This is a genomic window from Flammeovirga sp. SJP92 (assembly GCF_001583495.1).
Classification (GTDB): Bacteria; Bacteroidota; Bacteroidia; order Cytophagales; family Flammeovirgaceae; genus Flammeovirga.
The window spans coordinates 644,928-664,211 of sequence record NZ_LQAQ01000061.1; the positions used below are offsets into that span (position 1 = coordinate 644,928).

Here is a 19,284-nt window from a genome sequence, read left to right on the forward strand (position 1 = left end):
TTTCTATTTCTTTCCTGTGACATTAAACATAAAGGCAAACCCTAATTGATGATAAGCACCCTGAGAGTTTCCACTACTTCCTTCATTTACCGCATAATATTTCCATTCATAGAAAAACCTGAAAGCATTTTTATTATGCAACCTGTAATACATATCCAATCTGGAATTCAGTTGCACTAGATTTCCTATTAAAGCAAAATGCTGTTCTCCTCCTCCAGAAATAAAATTTGCTCCTGTTGTAAAATCGCTGATTGTATTATAACTCGGTCTCATATAAGTACCCATTATTGGAATGGAAACCGTCCACAGAAAAGTCAAATCTCTATCCCTTTTTCTAAAAAACTTTCCCGTTTTGTTTATATGAACATCCCAACCTACTTGAGCACCTGGACCAATACCAGATATGTAATCAAAATTCAAAGCAGAATTGGTATAAGAAAAATTCCCTCTGAAGTTACCACTGAAATCAAATGCTCCACCCAATCTTAAAAAGGCATTAGGGGTACTTTTAAAAACAGGATTAATCGTCCATAAAGCATGAGCATGAGCTGGAACAGTATAGAAAATATTGCCTCCTGTATCTGTTGTTCCTGCTAGTTTGGTACTCATCAAACCTAAAGTGAAACTTCCATCGATAAGAAATTCAAACTTCTCATTTCGGGTGACAAAACCTCCACCGCCTCCAATTCCAGGACCTTCAAATAATAAAGGGGAAAAAGCGGCGTCTCTGGACTTTGAAGAGACATTAAGATTAGTGCCAAAGAAAATAAATTGTTCTCTATATTTTTGAGTATTACTTAATGTATCAGATTGACCATAAGCATTTGAAAATGTAAAATATGAGAGCAAAAAGATACTGAGTATTCGTAAGCTCCAAGTGGTACTCATTTTGATTGATTTAGATGAATATATAGAAAAAGCTCTTACTGATAAGATTTATTGCTTATGAAGTTAATGAACCTTTTTCATATTTAAAAAGGAAAATATTCATCATTTATACTTAATTTTATTTTGTAAAACATATAGTTTCTCCTTGAACAATCTACATTTCAAAGCATTCATTTTTTATGACGCCAATAAAATATTATAAGCTGCTGACAACCTTAACTATTATGCTTTTTTCGTCTGCTCTCTTTGGTCAAACTGGCAGGTACTGGAGTAATAGTTTCAATACTGATGCGAGTTTACTTTCAGGTGCTGTAGTTGGTGGCGGTAGTGGAATTGCAGCTATTTTTTATAATCCCTCTCAAATTGCAGATATTGATTACAAGAAATTTTCCATTTCAGCTAATATTTTCAGCACCTATATTTATAGGTATGATGATGCTCTTGGTGGAGGTCAGGATTATGCAGATTGGGATTTTAAAATACAACCAAGGTTTGTTGCCTTTTTACTTCGTCCTAAAAACTGGGAGAATACAAGTATTGAATTGGCCAGTTTTACAAGAGATAATGTATATTCTGAAATTAGAAATCGAGCTACTCAGCAAATCGATATCATAAAGTCACTGCCTGGAATGGAAGAATACATTGGTGATTTTTATTATAGAATGGAATATGAAGATTATTGGCTTGGTATAGGTCTGGCAAAAAAATATTCTGACAAATTCAGTTTTGGTATCAGTGCTTTTCATTCATACACCGTTATTAATTATGACTATAACATTGAAACCAAAGCATACAATATTGAGCAACCTGGAAATGGAATGACTGAGGATTTTTATATTGCTAGATTCAAAAATGTCCAAAACATAAAAGGGTATACATCAAGGTTTCTATTTAAACTAGGTTTTAAATATACTATCAATGACCTTCAACTGGGGCTCAATATCACAACTCCAACCCTAGCCTACGCCGGAACTTCAAAAGTATACAGAGAAGTGAGTGTTCAAAATATCAATAATGAACAAGGACAACCTCTTCCAAATATGTTAGCAACAGAACAGCAAGATGAATTAGTTACCCGGTTCAAAGAACCTCTCAGTATTTCCTTTGGTGCAACTTACTTCAGAAATAAAAACTCAATCTATTTTACGGCCGAATATTTTGCTCCGATAGAAAGGTATAACCTTATAACCGATATGCTTCCCGCTGCTTTTGTAACTAATAATGTCATTGGTTTTAAAACAGAAAATTGGCTGGATTATAAAGAACAGCATAGAGGAGTTACCAATGTGGCCATTGGTATGAGAGGAAGTCTCAATGAAAATATTGAATTAATTGGCGGTTTCAGAACAGATTTCACTTATACTCCTTATTCCGGAGGTGGAGATAATAAATATCCAGCCGAAATCACCACTTTTTCTCTTGATCAATACCACGTGACGGGTGGTGCTCAGTTTAAAATATTTAAAACAGACATTATCGCAGGTTTACAATATTCCTTTTCTAGAGGTAATAATTTAAAACAAGTTGCTAATTTTTCTGATCCTGTTGAATTTTCTTCTGAAGATCGCCTAGTTTTGCAAGGAGAAAGAGATTACTCCATGGGAATACGTCAAAACACCTTAAGCTTATTCCTTGGATTCACCTACAACATTGGACAGCCTTCAGAATGAAACTTATAAGTTGGATCAAAAATATCATTAGACCTCAGACATCTATACACTATTGGGAGAATCCAATTTCAACAGAAAATATAGAAGAGCGTTTTCATGAATTATATCACGCTTACTGTTCTTTACACGGTACAATAGATTTACCCAAAGTACAACAGAAGATCACAACAATAGAAGGAAATTATGCTGTGGATGGTCATAATACTTGGGCGAAAGACAGTATATATTCTGGAAATTTAAATTTATCACCAACCAAAGACGGTAAGTGGTTTTCAAAATGGGACCTTGGTATAAGTAGTCAGATACAATCAGGCAATGGTTTTTTACATCACAATTTCCTCAACATTCATTTCAGCTATAAAGATCAAGACAATCAATATAGCGGAGAAGTTATTTACTGTTTTGTGGATGAAAGTACTGCTATTGGCTTTTGGATAGAAGAGGGTATATTTGAAGTAGGTTATGAAGCGTTACAATTGAAAAATAAAGGTTTTTAGAAAATGAAAAGTAAAGAAATATATCAAAAGTTATTAGCTCAAAAAGGAAGGAGTACAAATTACGCCAAATTCAACCAATTATCTGAATATCAGAAAAAGTGCCTTTATAATTCCAATTACTGGAGAGTACAAACAGGTGAAGAGCCTATTCCTGTTCCAGAAACTAATACTTCTTATTGGGAAGATATTGAGAAAAATTTGGAAAAATGTCTCGATGAAGACTAATTTAAGGGAAACAAATAAAAAAGTGCACGGAATTGTTCTATCATTATGAGTATTGAACCAAACGACATCATCAATAGCAATATCAAGAAAAAGATTTTTGGAGGATATGACACTAAAGATGTAAGTCGAATTTTACATAAAGTGGCCAAGGAAGTAGAGGATCTGAAATCTCAGAATGATGTAATGCTTCAACAACTGGAAGAAAATAAAAAGAGACTTCGAAAATTTGAAGAGCTGGAAAACAAAATGATCGATAGCATTAATAATGCTGAGAATGCGCGTAAGAAAGCAATTGATGATACGAAATCTCAAACAAATGCTATGCTTGCTACTGCTCAGCAACGTGCACAGCTTATTATCCAAGAAGCGGAAGATAGAGCACAAAAAGCCATGGAGGAAGTGCAAAAAAGGTATCAGCATGAAATGGATACCCTTCGTAAGAACACGAAAATGATTAAGAGAGATTATCAGGCAATAGACAACTATTCTGATAAACTTTTAGAGGCATTGAGTGAAATGGCTGAAAAAACGCTTGGTGAAGCAAGAAGATTAAAAGCTATCAAGAAATTAGCGTACAGTGATCAAGAAGCCATTAAAGTGCAAAAAGAGCATTCTAAAAAAATGCAGAATAATGTTGCTGTAGACAATTCTTTAGATACTAACTTTTTTGAAGATCTAAATCTCGATTAATCCATAATGAAACATACTATCGCACTTGAAGGCCTTGAATTCTTTGCTTATCATGGCTTTTTTGAAGAAGAGCAAAAAATTGGCAATAAATATGGTGTAGATCTGTTTGTGGATACAAATTTTGATGATGCAGCACAAACAGATAATCTTGAAGGTACAATAAATTACATGGATCTTTATGAGATTGTGAAAGAAGAAATGAGTGTTTCAAGCAAGCTTTTGGAGCATTTGGGGCAAAAAATTGTAGACAAAATCTATCAAAAATGGCCTAAAACAGCTTTTCAAGTAACCATTAAAATCAAAAAGTATAATCCACCGATTGGGGGAATTTGCTATGCATCAAGCATTAGTATCACTCAATAGATACTTTTGTGCCAACCCTTCTATCATTTGAATAAAACCTGGCAAGCTTGGAAGAAGTTCTGCATTTTCTGTCAGTTCATAATCCATCCCGATCACCTGTCTACCTGTTAGAAGAATTTTAGTATCAGGAAACTCTTTACCTAATTGTAAAATATAATCCTGAAGATTTCCAATTTTCAAAAGTGAAGTAGAAACCGTCAACATGTATTCGCTAGGAGTCGTTTTGTAAACTTCTTTCAATTCCTGCATAGGTAGTGACTGCCCTAGATAGGTTACTTTAAAACCTCTTGATTTAATAATATAAGAAGCAAAAAGTAATGTAATTTCATGCAACTCACCTTCAGGTAAAAAGAGTGTGAATCTAGGCTTATCTTTATCATCCCTCAACACAATTGCATCCAAGGCCACAATAATTTTTTGGCGAACCAAATGAGAGATAAAATGTTCTTGTGCTGGTGAAATTGCACCAATCTGCCATAAAAAACCAATCCTTGTCAAAAATGGAAGAATGATGTTGATCATACTTTCCTCAAAACTATATTTCAATATGGATGAAGAGATGATTTTCTCAAATTGAAATTCATCGAAATTAAGCATTGAAGTTGTCAGCTGTGTGATTTGATCTGAATAATTATCACTCGTATTCAACACATTAAAAACTTCTTCGCGTATTTGCTCCTGTGTCAATTTCGCAATTTTAGAAATCTTAATACCATGTGAATTCAGCAGTGATACATTCAGCATCAATTTCAGGTCATCATCATTGTAGTAACGAATGTTGGTATCCGATCTTTTTGGAATTATAATTTTATAGCGTTGTTCCCAAATTCTTAAAGTGTGTGCCTTTATTCCAGTAAGGTGTTCTAAATCTTTTATCGTATAAGTACTCATAATTACTCTACAAATTCTAAATTAGTACTCCAATAACATTTTGTCATTAAAATTGTTTCAACTTTTGGAAGATCATTTCAGTGAAAAAGCTGCTTTTCACTATTATAATATTGATAAGCATGAAGGAAAGTTACTTGTCTGCCTCCACGGATTTGGTCAGCGTGCAGAAATATTCAAAATTCTAGCCAACAAACTGCCACAATATGCCGTTTTGAGTATTGATTTACCCTATCATGGAAGTGACAATTCCAACAAAGATATAAACCACCTTTGGGAGGATCTCAAGACTTACTTAGAAAAGAAAGTATTTCAAGAAATAAACCTCATTGGATACTCAATTGGTTCCAGACTGGCTGTTTATTTCTACCAGAAAGCCCCGCATTTATTTCAAGAAGTTTACTTAATAGCCCCTGATGGAATTGCTAAAAATCTATTATTTCCAGTAGTTACTCACACTTTTGTTGCTCCAATATTTAAGTTTGTAATGGAAAATCAAAAAGTTATTCACAAAGCATTATCCTATTTAAGAAATTTAAACCTCATCACAAAGAATCAATTCCATTTTGCCTCAAAAAGCTTAAGTTCTCCACAAGAGAGCCGAAAAGTTGCCAACACTTGGATTTCATTAAGAGACACTCAATTGAAAAACAAAAAGTTGCTCACAATTGTATCTTCCAACAATACGAAACTGTTTTTGTTAGCCGGTAATCATGATAAAATCATTACTGTAAGAAAAGTCAACAAAGTAGCAAGAGAACTTCCACCGCATCAAACCATATATTTTGATGCCAATCATTACCAAGTACTTATTGAAAGTATTCAATGGATTTCAGACAAAAAGACCTCACAGAATTAATACTCTATGAGGTCTTTTCAATTGATAAAGAATAATTATTCCGCTGAAGGAGCTTCAATTAATCCTTTACGTTCTAATAATTTAAACATAAATCCTTTGGCAACCTCAGTTGGGAAGATTGAGAAAGGTAAGTATAAAGGCATACCCAAACGTTTTGCAAAGAAACGTTGTACTTTGTTTGCCTCAATATTATCATTACCCAACATCAAAACAAAAGCTTCATCAGTCACTTTCACACTCTTCACCATTTCCCATTTTACTGGCATACCTTCTTTAGCATTACGCTTCATCATAATGAAACGGCTGTCAATTTCATAAGATAACTTCTCAAAGAACATTTTACTTTGCTCCATCTGAGTAGCTCCCATAAACTGAGCCCACCAGAATAAGATATATAAAACAGAGATGAATACAGATAAGCCTACCATCCACCAAACAGATGATGGCCAGATCAATGATGGAATAACGATGATAGCCACTGGGATGATCCAAAACCACCATAATTCTTTCATCACTCCCATTAGGCCCAACTTAACATAAGTACTCGATTCTAGTTGGTATTTTTTTGTCTTAATTGTCATAATATGCTTTATTTTACAGCTTTAAGGCTGATATCTTTACTTAAACTTGAGTGTGTCAACGCTCCTAACGATATAAAGTCAACACCTGTAGCTGCAATTTCAGCTACTTTTTCTTCAGTAACACCTCCTGATGCTTCAGTATCTGATTTTCCATTGATAATACCCACGGCTTCCTTCATTGTTGGAATATCCATATTATCCAGCATAATCACATCCACATCCGCTTCTACAGCTTGGCGTACTTCATCAAGATTACGAGTTTCAACCTCTATTCTTAAATCTTTGTTATTCGCCTTTAAGTATGCTTTTGTTTCACTTACTGCTTTGGCAATGCTTCCTGCATAATCAATATGATTGTCTTTCAGCATTACCATGTCATACAAACCAAATCTATGATTTTGTCCTCCGCCAATAAACACTGCCCACTTTTCCATTAATCTGAAATTTGGAGTAGTCTTTCTTGTATCAAGAATTTTAGTGGAAGAGTCCTTTATTAAGTTCACAACTCTCTGAGCATGTGTAGCGATACCACTCATGCGTTGTGCACAGTTTAAGGCTAAACGCTCACCCATTAAGATGGCACGAGCATTACCTTTTATTTTCATTACAATATCACCTTTGCTCAGTAGGTCTCCCTCCTCAACAAAAGTTTCAATTTCCATTGTGGGATCTAAATGAAGAAAAATTCGCTTAGAAATTTCTATTCCCGCAATTACGCCGTTGTCCTTAAAGATCATTTGCGCAGACTCTACGGCATCTGCCGGCACTGCTGAAAGCGTGGAGTGATCTCCGTCTCCTATATCCTCATTTAATGCCGCTGTTATAAAGGCATTAATGGCTTCTTCTGTTAAATATTTCGGTTTCACGGACACAAAAGTAATCAATTGAATTTATTGTTCAACGATATAATTCACCTTACAAAAGAAAAATAGGATTTCTTTGAAGCACTTGATCGTTTATTAGTTTAGAACAATAAAAAAAGCCATGCATTGCATCGCTTCGTAATTAAAAAAGGGCCGGTTGGAATTCTTCCTTTTATAACAAGATTAGGCTTCCTGAACTATGTCGACCTTCCACTGTTAACATTCTAAGAATGACTTTACCGAAGTAAAGTTGAGGCCTGCTCTTCAAAAATCAGTACACCTTATATGAGTTCACGTTGAAAAATCCAATATGTGACCGACCCGATACAAATGTCATAAATTATAGGATAATTCACAACATAAATTCTATTATTAACAGTCATAATAAAGAGATATCAGACAACAATTGGCATTACTATTCTAAATGTTGTACCTACACCTGGAACTGATTCTAAAATATAGATTCTACCTCCATGATACTCTTCTATGATTCTCTTCACGAGCGTCAGACCTAATCCCCACCCTCTCTTCTTGGTAGTATAACCAGGATTGAACACTTTACTTATTTTATTTTTCGGTATTCCTTTCCCTGTATCTTTCACATCAATCTCTACAGCTGTTTTATGCTGAGTAAGTCGAATAATAACATTCAGTTCACCTACACCATTCATAGCATCTACAGCATTTCTGCAAAGGTTCTCAATCACCCATTCAAATAATGGGAGACTGACATTGATCTCTACAGGACTGTCAATCTCATAATGCACATCTAGCTTCACCTTGCTGGAGATTCTTTTGGACATATATTCCAAAGCACCTCTCACAGAGGGTTCTAAATTGACAGGTTTCAATACAGGTTCAGAGCCAATATTAGAAAAACGCTGTGTAATCATTTCCAAGCGAGTTACATCTTTCTGTAACTCTTCAATGATAGACTGATCAAAATCCTCATCGGTCTTGAAATACTCTATCCATGCAACCAAAGATGAAATAGGTGTCCCCAACTGATGCGCCGTTTCTTTAGCCAACCCTGCCCAAACTTGGTTTTGTTCTGCTCTTCTTGAAGTAGAGAATACCAAATAAGCTGTTAAAGCAAGAATACCTAAAACTGAAAGCTGAATAATAGGAGCAAATCGTAAATTACTGACCAAGTTTGAATCTGCATAAAAGATATATTGGATCTCCCCATTAGAAAAATCGATTCGAATCGGCTCATAATCTTGCTTCATATCCTCGATTTTCTGCATTAGAAAATCTTGTTGTTCTGCAACATTAATACCTTTAGGAATAGTAATGTTTTTTGAAGAAATTGGTATACCATTCTCATCTGCAAGTATAACAGGAATCAGATCGTTTCCTTTGATCACTTCCATTAATAAAAAGGTCACATCAGCATTATCTTCTGCCCCCATTGAAGCTAACTTTGCCTGAACCTTAGCAAAAAAATCTATTTGATCATATTCTCTCAATCTTAATTCATCTACTAACAGCTCCGTATACACCAAAGAGGTCAGCCCTATAATCAGACCAATGGAAATGACTAATACTTTTAATGTTACTCTATTTGAATAAATCTGTGCTTTCACTCTTTGGTTGAATTAGGTTTAAACTATTGTAAAATAATAGATTGAACGACGCTTGTTTGACTAGGATAATATTCTAAATACAATCGTTGAGAGGAGGGATAATCTGTTGTTGCTTTTTCTGAAAGTACTTCAATTACATTTTGAGGATTAGGTGTTAAAAGCTCTCCTAATGCAATTTCAGAATATATTTCCTTGTAAGGTTTTTGATCAAAATAAGTATAACCATCAGATTGTCTCGATTTCCCAATCACACCTACAATTACTTTTACTTTTTTATCAGTATTAGGATTGTCAAAAAATAAGGCTGCCAACTCTCCCTTCAGTTTTCCTGCTTTCACGTCATTTGAAATTGAATCATAAAGTTGAGTAAAAGATTTACTATCCAGTTTACCATTATATTCCAAACCCGACAAAACCCATCCTTCATTCTTCTTTTCCTGTACTTTAATATCTACAAACCAACCTGATTGTATTCCGACTATCCCCAAAGAGATAAATATAAAAAGTATTACAATCCATATCTTGGTATTTCCCATAAAACTAAATCTTCAATAAGTGATAAAAAACAAATTTCGTAAAACAAAGAAGAACTCTAAAAGTGTTATTATAGTTCAAAATTTGCACTTTTTTTTGGTTTAAATATTACATTGATTTCACTAATCAAGCTAAACCTTTTTTTTCTTTTTTCTCAATATGGCCACGGTCATTCTTGAAATACAAACCAAATCGCCTTCTTCATCTTTTATATCGATTTCCCAGACGTGAGAATTCTTTCCAAGGTGCAATGGTTTTGCCGTTCCTACAACATGACCACTTCTTGTACTTTTTATATGATTGGCATTGATTTCTTGACCAACAGGTACAAATTCGGTATCATCTATATGAGTTAGAGCTCCAACACTACCAAGTGTTTCTGCTAACACTAAAGACGCACCTCCATGTAATAATCCCATTGGCTGCTTGGTTCTTTGGTCAACAGGCATTTTAGCACTGATTAATCCATTTTCTACTTGAATAAATTCAATATCAAGGTGACCAAGCATGTTGTCTCTCAAGTTATTAAGATTTTTTATTGTAAATTTACTGTTAAACATACATGAAGGTTAATTTTTTTTTATACTTAACTAACATTTTTTACGTAAAATAAGAAAGAGGTCCTTTCTTTGAAGGGACAATTTAAAAATATGTTTTACCATTAAATCATTAATCAGATGATTTTATTAGAAAAATCTAAATTAAGTTATGAATGCAAAACACATCTATATTATCAGGCATGGCGAGACTGATTTTAACAAAAAGGGATATGTACAAGGAAGTAGTATAGATTCCAATCTAAATGAATTAGGAACGCTTCAATCAGAAGCTTTTTTTAAGAAATACAACCACGTTGCCTTTGATAAGATTTATACTTCTAATTTAAAAAGAACGCATCAAACAGTTTTACCTTTTAGTACTACTGGAATTCCGGTAGAATCTCACCAAGGTCTGAATGAAATCAGCTGGGGAGAAAAAGAAGGCCGTAAACTGACAGAACAAGATGATAAGAACCACATGAAGCTATTATATGAATGGCAAAGTGGCAATTATGATTACAAACTAGAAGATGCTGAATCACCTAATGATGTTGTGAAACGTCAAAAGGAAGTAATGGAGCAAATTTTATCAAAAACGGATGAAAAAAATGTTCTTATCTGTACGCATGGACGTGCAATGAAAATATTGGTTTCTCACTTAATGGACGAGCCTTTAAGTAAAATGGATCAATACGAACATTCAAATCTTGCGTTGTATCATTTAGTTTATAAAAATGGCCTTTTTAGAATAGTTCAGGCCAATGACATCAGACATTTAGAAAAAATCCAAACAAAAATTCATGTTAGCTAATTCTTATTTCTCTACTTCTGCATTTAACCTTTCTATTAATGCAGGCAAATCAGACATATCCTGAATAACATTTTCAACACCTAATGTTTTCAGGGTATGCTCATGATCACTTTTCAAATGAGATGCCCCAATAAAACCAATAACATACATACCTGCTGCTAACCCTGACTTCACTCCACTCACACTGTCTTCAATCACAACCACTTTACTTGGATCTACACCCAAATCTTTTGCCGCATGTAAATACACATCAGGAGCTGGCTTAGGATTAACGACACTTTCTACCCCTGAATAAACTCTATCCTCAAATTGCTCTCTCAATCCTGTAAAATCTACAGCATGGTTAATCTGTTCTTTATAGCTATTGGAAATAATTGCTTTAGGCAGGTCGATAGCCTCATAGGCGTCCTTTGTTCCATGTATTGGCTTATCTTCTGTTTTAGCCGCTTCTTTATATTGATCTGTTATTTGAGTAATAAAATCATTTGGGAGACTAAAACCATGCTCTTTCGAAAGTTTAGTCATAATTCCGCTGAACGTTTGCCCTGCAAAACTGTTTAGATATTCTTCTACAGTTATCGGAACTCCAAATGAATTAATATATTTTACCATTACTCTTGCGGCTACAATCTCACTATCTATGATTACGCCATCACAATCAGAAAATAAATATTCAAATCTCATTAGTTTAATCTTTTTTCTCTTAAAGGTGCAAATGTAACATATAAAAAGGCCAATAGACAAAAGATTCCAGACAAGATAAACGACCATCCTATTTGTGAAATTTCATTTGCGTAAATATATCCCGAACCTAATGCTCCTAACCCTATTCCTATTTCTAAGGCAATGTACATTGTTGCAATTGCTCTTCCTCTATGCATCGGGTTACTTCTATCAATAGTCCAAGCATATAATGTTGGTGAATTTGTTCCAATTCCTAATCCAAGTACAATAGCTCCTAAATACAATTCCAACTCAGAAGACACAAAACCAATCCATAGTAATGAAATCATAAGCATCAATGTAGAGAACTTCAATACAGGCAATCGGCCATAACGATCTGAAAGCCTTCCTGCGAAAACCCTCACTAACATGGATGCTCCCGTAAAAAACATAAAGAACATTCCTTTATTTTCTATTCCTAATGATTTGCTGTAATCAGGAATCAGTGTTAAAATGACTCCATAAGAAGTTGTACATAAAAGCATTACAATAGATGGGGATAATGCATTTTTATCTAAAATCTCATTCCTCTTAATATTAAAATGCTCTAACCTTAATTTCTCTGGATTCTCAAGTGTTTCTTTCAACCCTGAAAGAATCAAAATAGATAATAAAGAAATACCTGAGGCACAATAGAACATGGTATTAAGGTCTGTTTCTAATGCCAGCCAGCTCCCTACAATAGGCCCCAAGCCTATACCGGTACTTGAACAAAACCCTAATATGCCTAATGCCTCTCCTCTTCTTTCAAAAGGAACAATATCTGCTAAATAAGCAGAAGTACCTGTTGGCTTAAACCCTGTACTGAAGCCATGAAAAAAACGAATCAAAAGAAATGCTGCTACACTACCAATGAGCGGATAAAATAAAGTACAGACACAGCTCACTACAACACCCACTACCATCACAGGTACTCGTCCCACACGGTCTGTTAACTTTCCACTGAACGGACGAGATAATCCCGCTGATAATGTAAAAATTGAAATGATATAACCTTTATATTCCTCCCCTCCCAATGATGTCAAATAATCAGGAAGCTCAGGAATAATCATATTGAAACTGGTAAAAAAGAGTAGAGAACTACTACAAAGCAACCAGAAATTAAGAGTATATATTTTAGGGTTTTGAGTATTTTGTTCCATAAAAGTTTGTCATTAAAAAAGGGTACATTCTATTATTTAAAAGAATGTACCCAAACTATTTTTTGTTTGTTTCTTAAGCGAAAGCTTTGTTTAGTATTCCTGCTAAACGAATGCCCGCTATCTTGATACGTTCTTCTAATACTCCGTAATGATCATAGAGATATCTATAACCTAGTTTTCCATCGCCAATATTAGAGTAATATTTATTTGCCAACTCAGATGATTCATTCATCATTTCTATCGTTGATGCACTTTGTAATCTTTTCACTTCATCCTCTGTTGTTCTGTCAACATACAACGCAACTTCTGTATATGATAATTCTTTTGACTTCAACATTTCAGAATCCCAAACTTTATGTATGTTAGAAGGTTTTCCAAACCATGTAACTTTTACCTTGTTACCTCCTAAATCTGACTTACGTCCTACATGAAAAGGTTGATGTAAATCTCCAATCAAATGAGTTAAAACTTTTATTGCCATTCCCTTTTTCTTTTTAGAAGCATTTTCGTCTTCTAAAATAGCAATCATCTCGTCAACTGCTTTAACAATATCACCTTTTGGGCTTCTTTCAATAGTTTCAAAAGTTTCACCTTCATCTATATTGATATAATGCCAAGAGTACATAAAGCTATATTTTTTATCAGATTTGATATCATCCATCCAAGTAGAAACCATTGGAAGATAAGATGAATCTCCTAAAATATTTTCCAGCTCCTTTTTCGCTTTCTTTGATAGATGATTCTCTGCAACTTGAGCTACAGCTCTATGACCTGTTTGTCCCCAAGCCCATACTTCAGAAACATTTATTAAAAAAAAGAAGATTAACGGTAAAAAGGTTAAAGTGTAATGATTTCGACGCATTTGATATGATTGGTTAAATTTTTGTTCTAATTGGAACGCAAGATAAAGGGTACATCATATCAAACAAAGTGTTTTAATTGATGTTCATATTTTATCATTTAAATTGACAAATATTTAATGTCAATTGTCTAAACCATAAGAACATTTAATAATAACTCTATCATTTTTTATTATGAAAAGAATTTTAACTCTAATCATTGGTCTATTACTCATTGGAGCTACTGCTCAAGCACAAGACGGATTATTCAGCCTAGGTGTTAAAGGTGGTATCGGTGCATCATCTTATAACTTAGAAGGTGCTCCTTCAGGATGGTCAACAGAAGGAACTGCTTCATGGCATGTAGGTGGTATGTTTAGAACAAACATTCCTGTTTTACCGATCTATGCTCAAATCGAAGCTTTATATTCTAGAGTAGGTGGTACAATCAACATCCAAGGTCAAACTTCGGAAAGTGAGTATATTAACAGATTCGATGTACCTATCGTTGTTGGTTTGAAATTCGGTTTATTAGGTATCAGTGGCCGTGCATTTGGTGGAGCTGTAGCACAGTCTAATTTCCCTGAAAACACAGATGGTTTAGATACTAAAAACTTTACTTGGGGATGGCAAGCAGGTATTGGCGCAGACATCAAAAAGTTAACAGTAGATCTTAAATATGAGTCTGGATCAAATTTAATTGAAGAGCAAGCAGGTGTTCCTTCAATCAAATCTACACAGTGGATCTTAAGTGTTGGTTACTTCTTCGGTGGATAATCCAACTACTTTTCATATAAAAAGTAAAGGCTATCGTTATTGATAGCCTTTATTTTTTGCTTCTTTTTTCTTTATCTTCTGCTCTTATATTGTGGACAGTTAACATTAAAAATATGATAATTGATCGTAAACCCTAGAAAATAATAATTATCTCTCCAAGTTGAAATCACTGTCTGCTCTCTTCCTGGAGCAGTTTCATCACCTCTGAATATTGAATCAGTATTATCATTCCATAATGGTTTCACAATACTAAACTCCATCCCAAAATCAAGGCTATGAGAAATTCTTTTCTTAAAGCCTACTCCCAAAGGAAGGGTTACTGAATAATAGATATTATCTGCCCTTGTAGTAGTTGTCTTCAAAATTGGAAATACTCCTGCACCTAATTGCATAAAAAAGTAAGGTGTGAAATTATCAATTTTCCTTTTATGTTCTCTAAACTTCAGAAAATTGTATTCAAAGCCTGTTGCGACATTGATCATCACATTCTCAAAACTAGCATCCCTTCCTTGATGAAATGGCTTATCATAGTTAGAATCATTTCCTGTATACCAGCCTAAATCTAAACTCGTTCTCCACAAAAAGTGGTTCTTGACTTTATATTTAGCGGAAAATTTACCTCCTATTCTATAATCTGCAGGATGAGGTATTGGAGACACGTCTCCAGAATAAAAAGCTGTTCCAACACCACCACTTAAAACCCAATATTGAGCATTTGCTTCATGATTATTCAAGAAAGTGATAGTTATTAAGAAGCATGAGATCAAAAAACATTTAAATTCCTTATTCATACTTTGTTAATTGTTAATTTAGAAAATCAAGCATAAGATTAGGTTTATAAAAAAAGTCCGTTCAGTTTCCTGACGGACTTTCAATTTATTTATTTTTTCTTTAACGGAACTTAGGCATCTTGATAGACCCTCCGATAATATAATTCAACTGAAAGCCTAGTGTTAAAAAGGCATCATTAACCTTCGATTGACTAGGGTTAGAATTAATTTCACGATCGATACCATCAATCTTATCTGATCCAGTGTAATTTGCTGTTGCTTCAAATGCAATATCCAAATGAGACGTCAGCTTATAGCGAACTCCCAAGGCTACAGGAATCACATAAGCGGTAGAATTGACCGTTTGAGTACCTGTAATGATTGTACCTTGGTAATCAGCTGCAGGGTTCTGGCTTACTTTAGCAGTTGAAAACAAGAAACCTATACCAAGACCTAAATAAGGAATTGGAATTTTTGGTCTTCTATAAAATACTCCTGAGTTAGGAAATAAATCCACAATACCCATTGCGTTTAACTGAACGGCATAAGTTGAAAACTCAAGCCCTCTATCAGCATTAAGTCCAGCATCCTTATCACTACCAGAAAATATATTATTATTTAATGATAATCGAGCTGTAACTCTAGGCATCATTCTTTTTTGAATAAAGCCTCCAAACTGGAATTTTGTATGCCCCCAATCTATACTACCCGCCTGATTAACAGGAGATAAATCACCCATAAAATTTGCAGTAGTGATCATACCACCGAAACTTACGTATCTCTTTTTTGTTGTAAATCTAGCTCTACCTTTAATTCCCTGAGCACTACACTCTGAATAAGCAAAGCAAAGAAGCATCAAAAATAAAACAGCTTGAAGTGAAGTTTTTAATTTCATTCTAAAAAATATTTTTACGACTCAGGTGGAGTACTTTTTCAATTTAAGTTGTTGAAATACTCTTCAACCTTATTAGTTATTACATGTTTTATGCCAAACAGTTAGTTCACACTAATTAAAGAAGAGTAATTTGTCTGGATTAATGTATAAAAACGTTAGGCATAGTAGTTTACACAATAGCAAATATACGGCTTTGTGTCAATTATTAAATTATTTCAAGCGCTTTTTTTTAAGGCTTTTTTAACTCCTTTAACGCTCAGCCAAAACCTTTTTCATACCCTCATTAAACGAAATTGGTTGATAATTTAGTATATCATAGGCCTTTTTATTGGTAAAACCAGTCTTCAACGGACGCCTTCCATGCTCTATAAAAGTAGAGGCATTTACAGGGGAAATATTTGAAATTGAGAGATTTAAATACGTAGCAACTTTAAGTGATATTTCATAAGGAGAAAGATAATCTCTCCCTGAAATATGAAAGATTCCTACCTCTTTCTTATCAGCTATTAGAACACATCCTTTGGCCAAATCTCCAGCGTAAGTTGGTGTTCTGAATTGATCATTCACCACTTTAATTGACTCTCCATTCATCAATTTATTTTTTACCCAAAGCATGATATTTGATCTGCTCATATCTTTTACTTGTCCATAAACTAAACAAGTTCTTACAATAGCTACTTTTACCTCTTTCTCTTTTAACAATAAATCTTCAGACATCATCTTCGTTTTCCCATAGAAGTTGGGTGGATTTCGATGATCGTCTTCCTCATACATTCCTTTCTCTCCATCAAAAACAAAATCTGTGGACAAATAAATAAAATGTTCTAGATCATTTTCCTTCCCCAACTCAAGTAACATTGCTGTTGCCGTTACATTTTGACGGATAGCCTCATCATGGTCATCTTCACAGTGCTCTACCTTTGAAATTGCGGCACAATGAAAAACAATTGAAGGTTTTACCACTTGAAAAACTTCTTTTACCTGCTGACTATCAGTTACATCCATAGTATGATATTGATAACCTTCACCTTTAAAACGGTCCTCTCCTCTTCCCGTAGCAACAACATTGTAAGATTTATGCTGTGTTAAAATTTCAGTCAGATGCTGGCCAAGTAACCCGTTTGCTCCAGTTATCAAAACTGTTTTTCTCATTTTTGTATAAATTTTAGTTGAATTTGCACTAATTACGTAAACTAATTTGAAAGAATGAATGTTATTAGAGAGGCAATTAGTTAATTAATAATAGGATTACTATTTTTGTGTATCAAATCTTTTTACTTTCATATGATTAAGTTTTCAACACAAAGTGATACTGAAGTTCAAGAGCTGGAGGAAACCCTAGTTGATTCTGAACTTAACAGAGAATTAGTCGTTTTTAACGACGATGTAAATACATTTGATACTGTAATTGATGCTTTGATTCAAGTTTGCAAACATACATCGCATCAAGCAGAACAGTGTACTTGGATTATACATTACAATGGAAAGTGTGCCGTAAAAAGTGGTACTTTCGAAGAACTAACACCTATGCGAACTGCATTGTGTGACAGAGGAATTTCTTGCGAAATTTTATAAATTTTACATTTCAATATTGATAGCTGTGTCTAACTTACCTTCAAAATCTTTAGAAAAAGCCGTTGAAGAAATTTCTAAACTACCAGGCATTGGGAAAAAGACGGCTTTAAGAATGGCGCTTTTTATACTTAAAGAAGATGAGCTGTTCGCTAAAGACCTAGCAACTTCCATAGCATCATTGAAATTGAATGTAAAGTATTGCAAAAAATGCCATAATATTTCTGATGATGAGCTTTGTAGTATCTGTGCCAACCCCTCAAGAGATTTTTCTACGTTATGTATTGTAGAAAATATGTCGGATGTTTTGGCTATTGAATCTACAGGTGCTTTCAAAGGTGTATATCATGTTCTCAATGGAGTAATTTCGCCATTACAAGGAATTACACCTAATGATTTAACTATTGAACACCTTATTGAACGTGTTCATTCAGAAGATATCAATGAGATCATTTTTGCTTTAAATGCAAGCCTAGATGGTGATACAACTGCTTTCTTTATAAGACAACAATTAGAGAATATTCCTTCTTTGAAAGTGACCAACATTGCAAGAGGTATACCTGTAGGTGGAGCTCTTGAGTTTGCAGATGAGCTCACACTTGGAAGATCAATCTCTGAAAGAACATCACTTTAAATTTATCCTAAAAAAACTGGATATCTTTTTCAAAATATCCAGCTTCCTCCTATTTCATCAAAGAAAAGAATTATACCTTTCTAAGTTCTTTTTTAGCTTTTTTCTGCTTTCGTTTCAGTACTCTTGCTGAAATATAAATACTGATTTCATATAGGAGAACAATCGGTCCTGCAATTAAGATCTGAGTGATTGGATCTGGAGGAGTAATGATTGCTGAAATAATCAAAATGATTACAATAGCATGTCTTCTATATTCCTTCATACTATCAGGTGTTACTAAGTCAGACTGTGACAAGAAGTAAACTACCATTGGTAATTGGAACATTACGCCGCCTGAAAGTACAATCATTGCCAAGGTGGAGATATAGGATGAAATATCAAATTCATTTAGTACGCTCTCATCAATTTGATAATTTGATAAGAAATTAATGGCTAAAGGAGAAACAATATAATACCCAAATAATACCCCTATCATAAATAGAAGGCTCACAAAAAATGTAGCTCCAGTGGTTGCACTTTGCTCATTTTGATATAAACCGGGCTTCACAAAACGCCATATCTCCCAGAAAGTGTAAGGGAATGCGAAAATCAACCCAATTACAATTGATGACATAATATGCATTGCAAACTGACCTGTCATTGTTCTACTTTGAATAGTGAACGGTAAGCTTTTAATACAAAGCGCCTCGGTATCCATCTGATGCGATAACTCACAAAGCCATTGATAAGTTGGAAAATCTAAACGTGAAGGTCCAAGTATAATTACGTTAAAAACAAAAGACTTTGCTATAAATGCTATTACTGAGAAAATAAAAATTGAAGCTACTCCTCTCAACACGTGCCATCTTAGTTCTTCTAAATGATCTAAGAATGACATTTCCTGCTGTTCGTTATTATCTGCCATTCGTTTGTATGAGTTCTTATTTAATTTCGGGCTC

Annotated in this window: 24 protein-coding genes; 10 read left to right on the forward strand and 14 right to left on the reverse strand. The window is 34.1% G+C overall.

What is annotated here, in order from left to right; translation table 11 throughout:
• Positions 1–3 precede the first annotated feature (3 nt).
• A complete protein-coding gene (locus AVL50_RS15350; RefSeq protein ID WP_157491348.1) occupies positions 4–849 on the reverse strand; it encodes a hypothetical protein in 846 nt (281 codons plus the stop codon).
• 263 nt (positions 850–1,112) lie between these two features.
• Here AVL50_RS15350 and AVL50_RS15355 point away from each other — a divergent pair, with 263 nt between their 5' ends.
• The 5 genes from AVL50_RS15355 to folB are packed head-to-tail and all read left to right on the forward strand — an operon-like array spanning position 1,113 to position 4,333.
• Positions 1,113–2,558: a hypothetical protein gene (locus tag AVL50_RS15355; protein ID WP_157491349.1), complete on the forward strand. Its 1,446-nt coding sequence runs from the start codon at positions 1,113–1,115 to the stop codon at positions 2,556–2,558.
• Positions 2,555–3,055 (forward strand): hypothetical protein, encoded by a 501-nt coding sequence (locus AVL50_RS15360; RefSeq protein ID WP_062617362.1) that lies wholly within the window; start codon positions 2,555–2,557, stop codon positions 3,053–3,055. The genes AVL50_RS15355 and AVL50_RS15360 overlap by 4 nt, the downstream gene beginning before the upstream one ends.
• 3 nt (positions 3,056–3,058) lie before the next feature.
• Complete coding sequence (locus AVL50_RS15365) at positions 3,059–3,280, forward strand: hypothetical protein (protein ID WP_062617363.1); 222 nt, start codon at positions 3,059–3,061, stop codon at positions 3,278–3,280.
• A gap of 45 nt (positions 3,281–3,325) precedes the next feature.
• The gene (locus tag AVL50_RS15370) at positions 3,326–3,970 is read left to right on the forward strand and encodes a DivIVA domain-containing protein (RefSeq protein WP_062617364.1); all 645 of its coding nucleotides are present in this window, start codon (positions 3,326–3,328) and stop codon (positions 3,968–3,970) included.
• A gap of 6 nt (positions 3,971–3,976) precedes the next feature.
• The gene (gene folB, locus AVL50_RS15375) at positions 3,977–4,333 is read left to right on the forward strand and encodes a dihydroneopterin aldolase (RefSeq protein WP_062617365.1); all 357 of its coding nucleotides are present in this window, start codon (positions 3,977–3,979) and stop codon (positions 4,331–4,333) included.
• Here the strand turns inward: folB and AVL50_RS15380 are convergent.
• Positions 4,310–5,224: a MerR family transcriptional regulator gene (locus AVL50_RS15380; RefSeq protein ID WP_062617366.1), complete on the reverse strand. Its 915-nt coding sequence runs from the start codon at positions 5,222–5,224 to the stop codon at positions 4,310–4,312. The two genes, folB and AVL50_RS15380, sit on opposite strands and share 24 nt — an antisense overlap.
• Positions 5,225–5,276: 52 nt before the next feature.
• Here AVL50_RS15380 and AVL50_RS15385 point away from each other — a divergent pair, with 52 nt between their 5' ends.
• On the forward strand, positions 5,277–6,080 hold the full coding sequence (locus AVL50_RS15385; RefSeq protein WP_062617367.1) for an alpha/beta fold hydrolase: 804 nt from the start codon (positions 5,277–5,279) through the stop codon (positions 6,078–6,080).
• A gap of 35 nt (positions 6,081–6,115) precedes the next feature.
• On the opposite strand, the gene AVL50_RS15390 is transcribed toward AVL50_RS15385, so the two are convergent.
• From AVL50_RS15390 to AVL50_RS15410, 5 genes are all read right to left on the reverse strand, one after another.
• The gene (locus AVL50_RS15390; RefSeq protein ID WP_063850717.1) at positions 6,116–6,661 is read right to left on the reverse strand and encodes a hypothetical protein; all 546 of its coding nucleotides are present in this window, start codon (positions 6,659–6,661) and stop codon (positions 6,116–6,118) included.
• A gap of 8 nt (positions 6,662–6,669) precedes the next feature.
• Positions 6,670–7,527 (reverse strand): carboxylating nicotinate-nucleotide diphosphorylase, encoded by an 858-nt coding sequence (gene nadC / locus AVL50_RS15395; RefSeq protein ID WP_062617369.1) that lies wholly within the window; start codon positions 7,525–7,527, stop codon positions 6,670–6,672.
• A 392-nt stretch (positions 7,528–7,919) separates the two neighbouring features.
• Positions 7,920–9,110, reverse strand: a complete 1,191-nt coding sequence (locus tag AVL50_RS15400; RefSeq protein WP_062617370.1) for a PAS domain-containing sensor histidine kinase — start codon at positions 9,108–9,110, stop codon at positions 7,920–7,922.
• 23 nt (positions 9,111–9,133) lie between these two features.
• Complete coding sequence (locus AVL50_RS15405) at positions 9,134–9,646, reverse strand: hypothetical protein (protein WP_062617371.1); 513 nt, start codon at positions 9,644–9,646, stop codon at positions 9,134–9,136.
• A gap of 129 nt (positions 9,647–9,775) precedes the next feature.
• A complete protein-coding gene (locus AVL50_RS15410) occupies positions 9,776–10,204 on the reverse strand; it encodes a hotdog fold thioesterase (RefSeq protein WP_062617372.1) in 429 nt (142 codons plus the stop codon).
• A 148-nt stretch (positions 10,205–10,352) separates the two neighbouring features.
• Here AVL50_RS15410 and AVL50_RS15415 point away from each other — a divergent pair, with 148 nt between their 5' ends.
• Positions 10,353–10,994, forward strand: a complete 642-nt coding sequence (locus AVL50_RS15415; RefSeq protein ID WP_062617373.1) for a histidine phosphatase family protein — start codon at positions 10,353–10,355, stop codon at positions 10,992–10,994.
• Between the two features lie 3 nt (positions 10,995–10,997).
• Here the strand turns inward: AVL50_RS15415 and AVL50_RS15420 are convergent, their stop codons facing one another.
• The 3 genes from AVL50_RS15420 to AVL50_RS15430 all read right to left on the reverse strand — a co-directional run bounded on the left by AVL50_RS15420 (position 10,998) and on the right by AVL50_RS15430 (position 13,721).
• A complete protein-coding gene (locus AVL50_RS15420) occupies positions 10,998–11,678 on the reverse strand; it encodes an HAD family phosphatase (RefSeq protein ID WP_062617374.1) in 681 nt (226 codons plus the stop codon).
• A complete protein-coding gene (locus AVL50_RS15425) occupies positions 11,678–12,859 on the reverse strand; it encodes an MFS transporter (RefSeq protein ID WP_062617375.1) in 1,182 nt (393 codons plus the stop codon). The genes AVL50_RS15420 and AVL50_RS15425 overlap by 1 nt, the downstream gene beginning before the upstream one ends.
• 73 nt (positions 12,860–12,932) lie before the next feature.
• On the reverse strand, positions 12,933–13,721 hold the full coding sequence (locus AVL50_RS15430; RefSeq protein ID WP_062617376.1) for a S1/P1 nuclease: 789 nt from the start codon (positions 13,719–13,721) through the stop codon (positions 12,933–12,935).
• A gap of 172 nt (positions 13,722–13,893) precedes the next feature.
• Here AVL50_RS15430 and AVL50_RS15435 point away from each other — a divergent pair, with 172 nt between their 5' ends.
• On the forward strand, positions 13,894–14,475 hold the full coding sequence (locus AVL50_RS15435) for an outer membrane beta-barrel protein (RefSeq protein ID WP_062617377.1): 582 nt from the start codon (positions 13,894–13,896) through the stop codon (positions 14,473–14,475).
• A gap of 71 nt (positions 14,476–14,546) precedes the next feature.
• Here AVL50_RS15435 and AVL50_RS15440 read toward each other — a convergent pair whose 3' ends face one another.
• The 3 genes from AVL50_RS15440 to AVL50_RS15450 all read right to left on the reverse strand — a co-directional run bounded on the left by AVL50_RS15440 (position 14,547) and on the right by AVL50_RS15450 (position 17,292).
• Positions 14,547–15,266: a DUF6089 family protein gene (locus AVL50_RS15440; protein WP_062617378.1), complete on the reverse strand. Its 720-nt coding sequence runs from the start codon at positions 15,264–15,266 to the stop codon at positions 14,547–14,549.
• A 100-nt stretch (positions 15,267–15,366) separates the two neighbouring features.
• Positions 15,367–16,140 (reverse strand): DUF6089 family protein, encoded by a 774-nt coding sequence (locus tag AVL50_RS15445; protein WP_062617379.1) that lies wholly within the window; start codon positions 16,138–16,140, stop codon positions 15,367–15,369.
• Between the two features lie 249 nt (positions 16,141–16,389).
• The gene (locus AVL50_RS15450) at positions 16,390–17,292 is read right to left on the reverse strand and encodes an SDR family oxidoreductase (RefSeq protein ID WP_062617380.1); all 903 of its coding nucleotides are present in this window, start codon (positions 17,290–17,292) and stop codon (positions 16,390–16,392) included.
• A 132-nt stretch (positions 17,293–17,424) separates the two neighbouring features.
• Between AVL50_RS15450 and AVL50_RS15455 the strand changes: the two genes are divergently transcribed.
• On the forward strand, positions 17,425–17,715 hold the full coding sequence (locus tag AVL50_RS15455; RefSeq protein WP_062617381.1) for an ATP-dependent Clp protease adaptor ClpS: 291 nt from the start codon (positions 17,425–17,427) through the stop codon (positions 17,713–17,715).
• A 25-nt stretch (positions 17,716–17,740) separates the two neighbouring features.
• Positions 17,741–18,346 carry a recombination mediator RecR gene (recR, locus tag AVL50_RS15460; protein WP_062617479.1) on the forward strand — a complete coding sequence of 202 codons (606 nt, stop codon included), beginning with the start codon at positions 17,741–17,743 and terminating at the stop codon, positions 18,344–18,346.
• Positions 18,347–18,416: 70 nt separating this feature from the next.
• Here the strand turns inward: recR and tatC are convergent, their stop codons facing one another.
• A complete protein-coding gene (gene tatC, locus AVL50_RS15465; RefSeq protein ID WP_062617382.1) occupies positions 18,417–19,250 on the reverse strand; it encodes a twin-arginine translocase subunit TatC in 834 nt (277 codons plus the stop codon).
• Positions 19,251–19,284 lie beyond the last annotated feature (34 nt).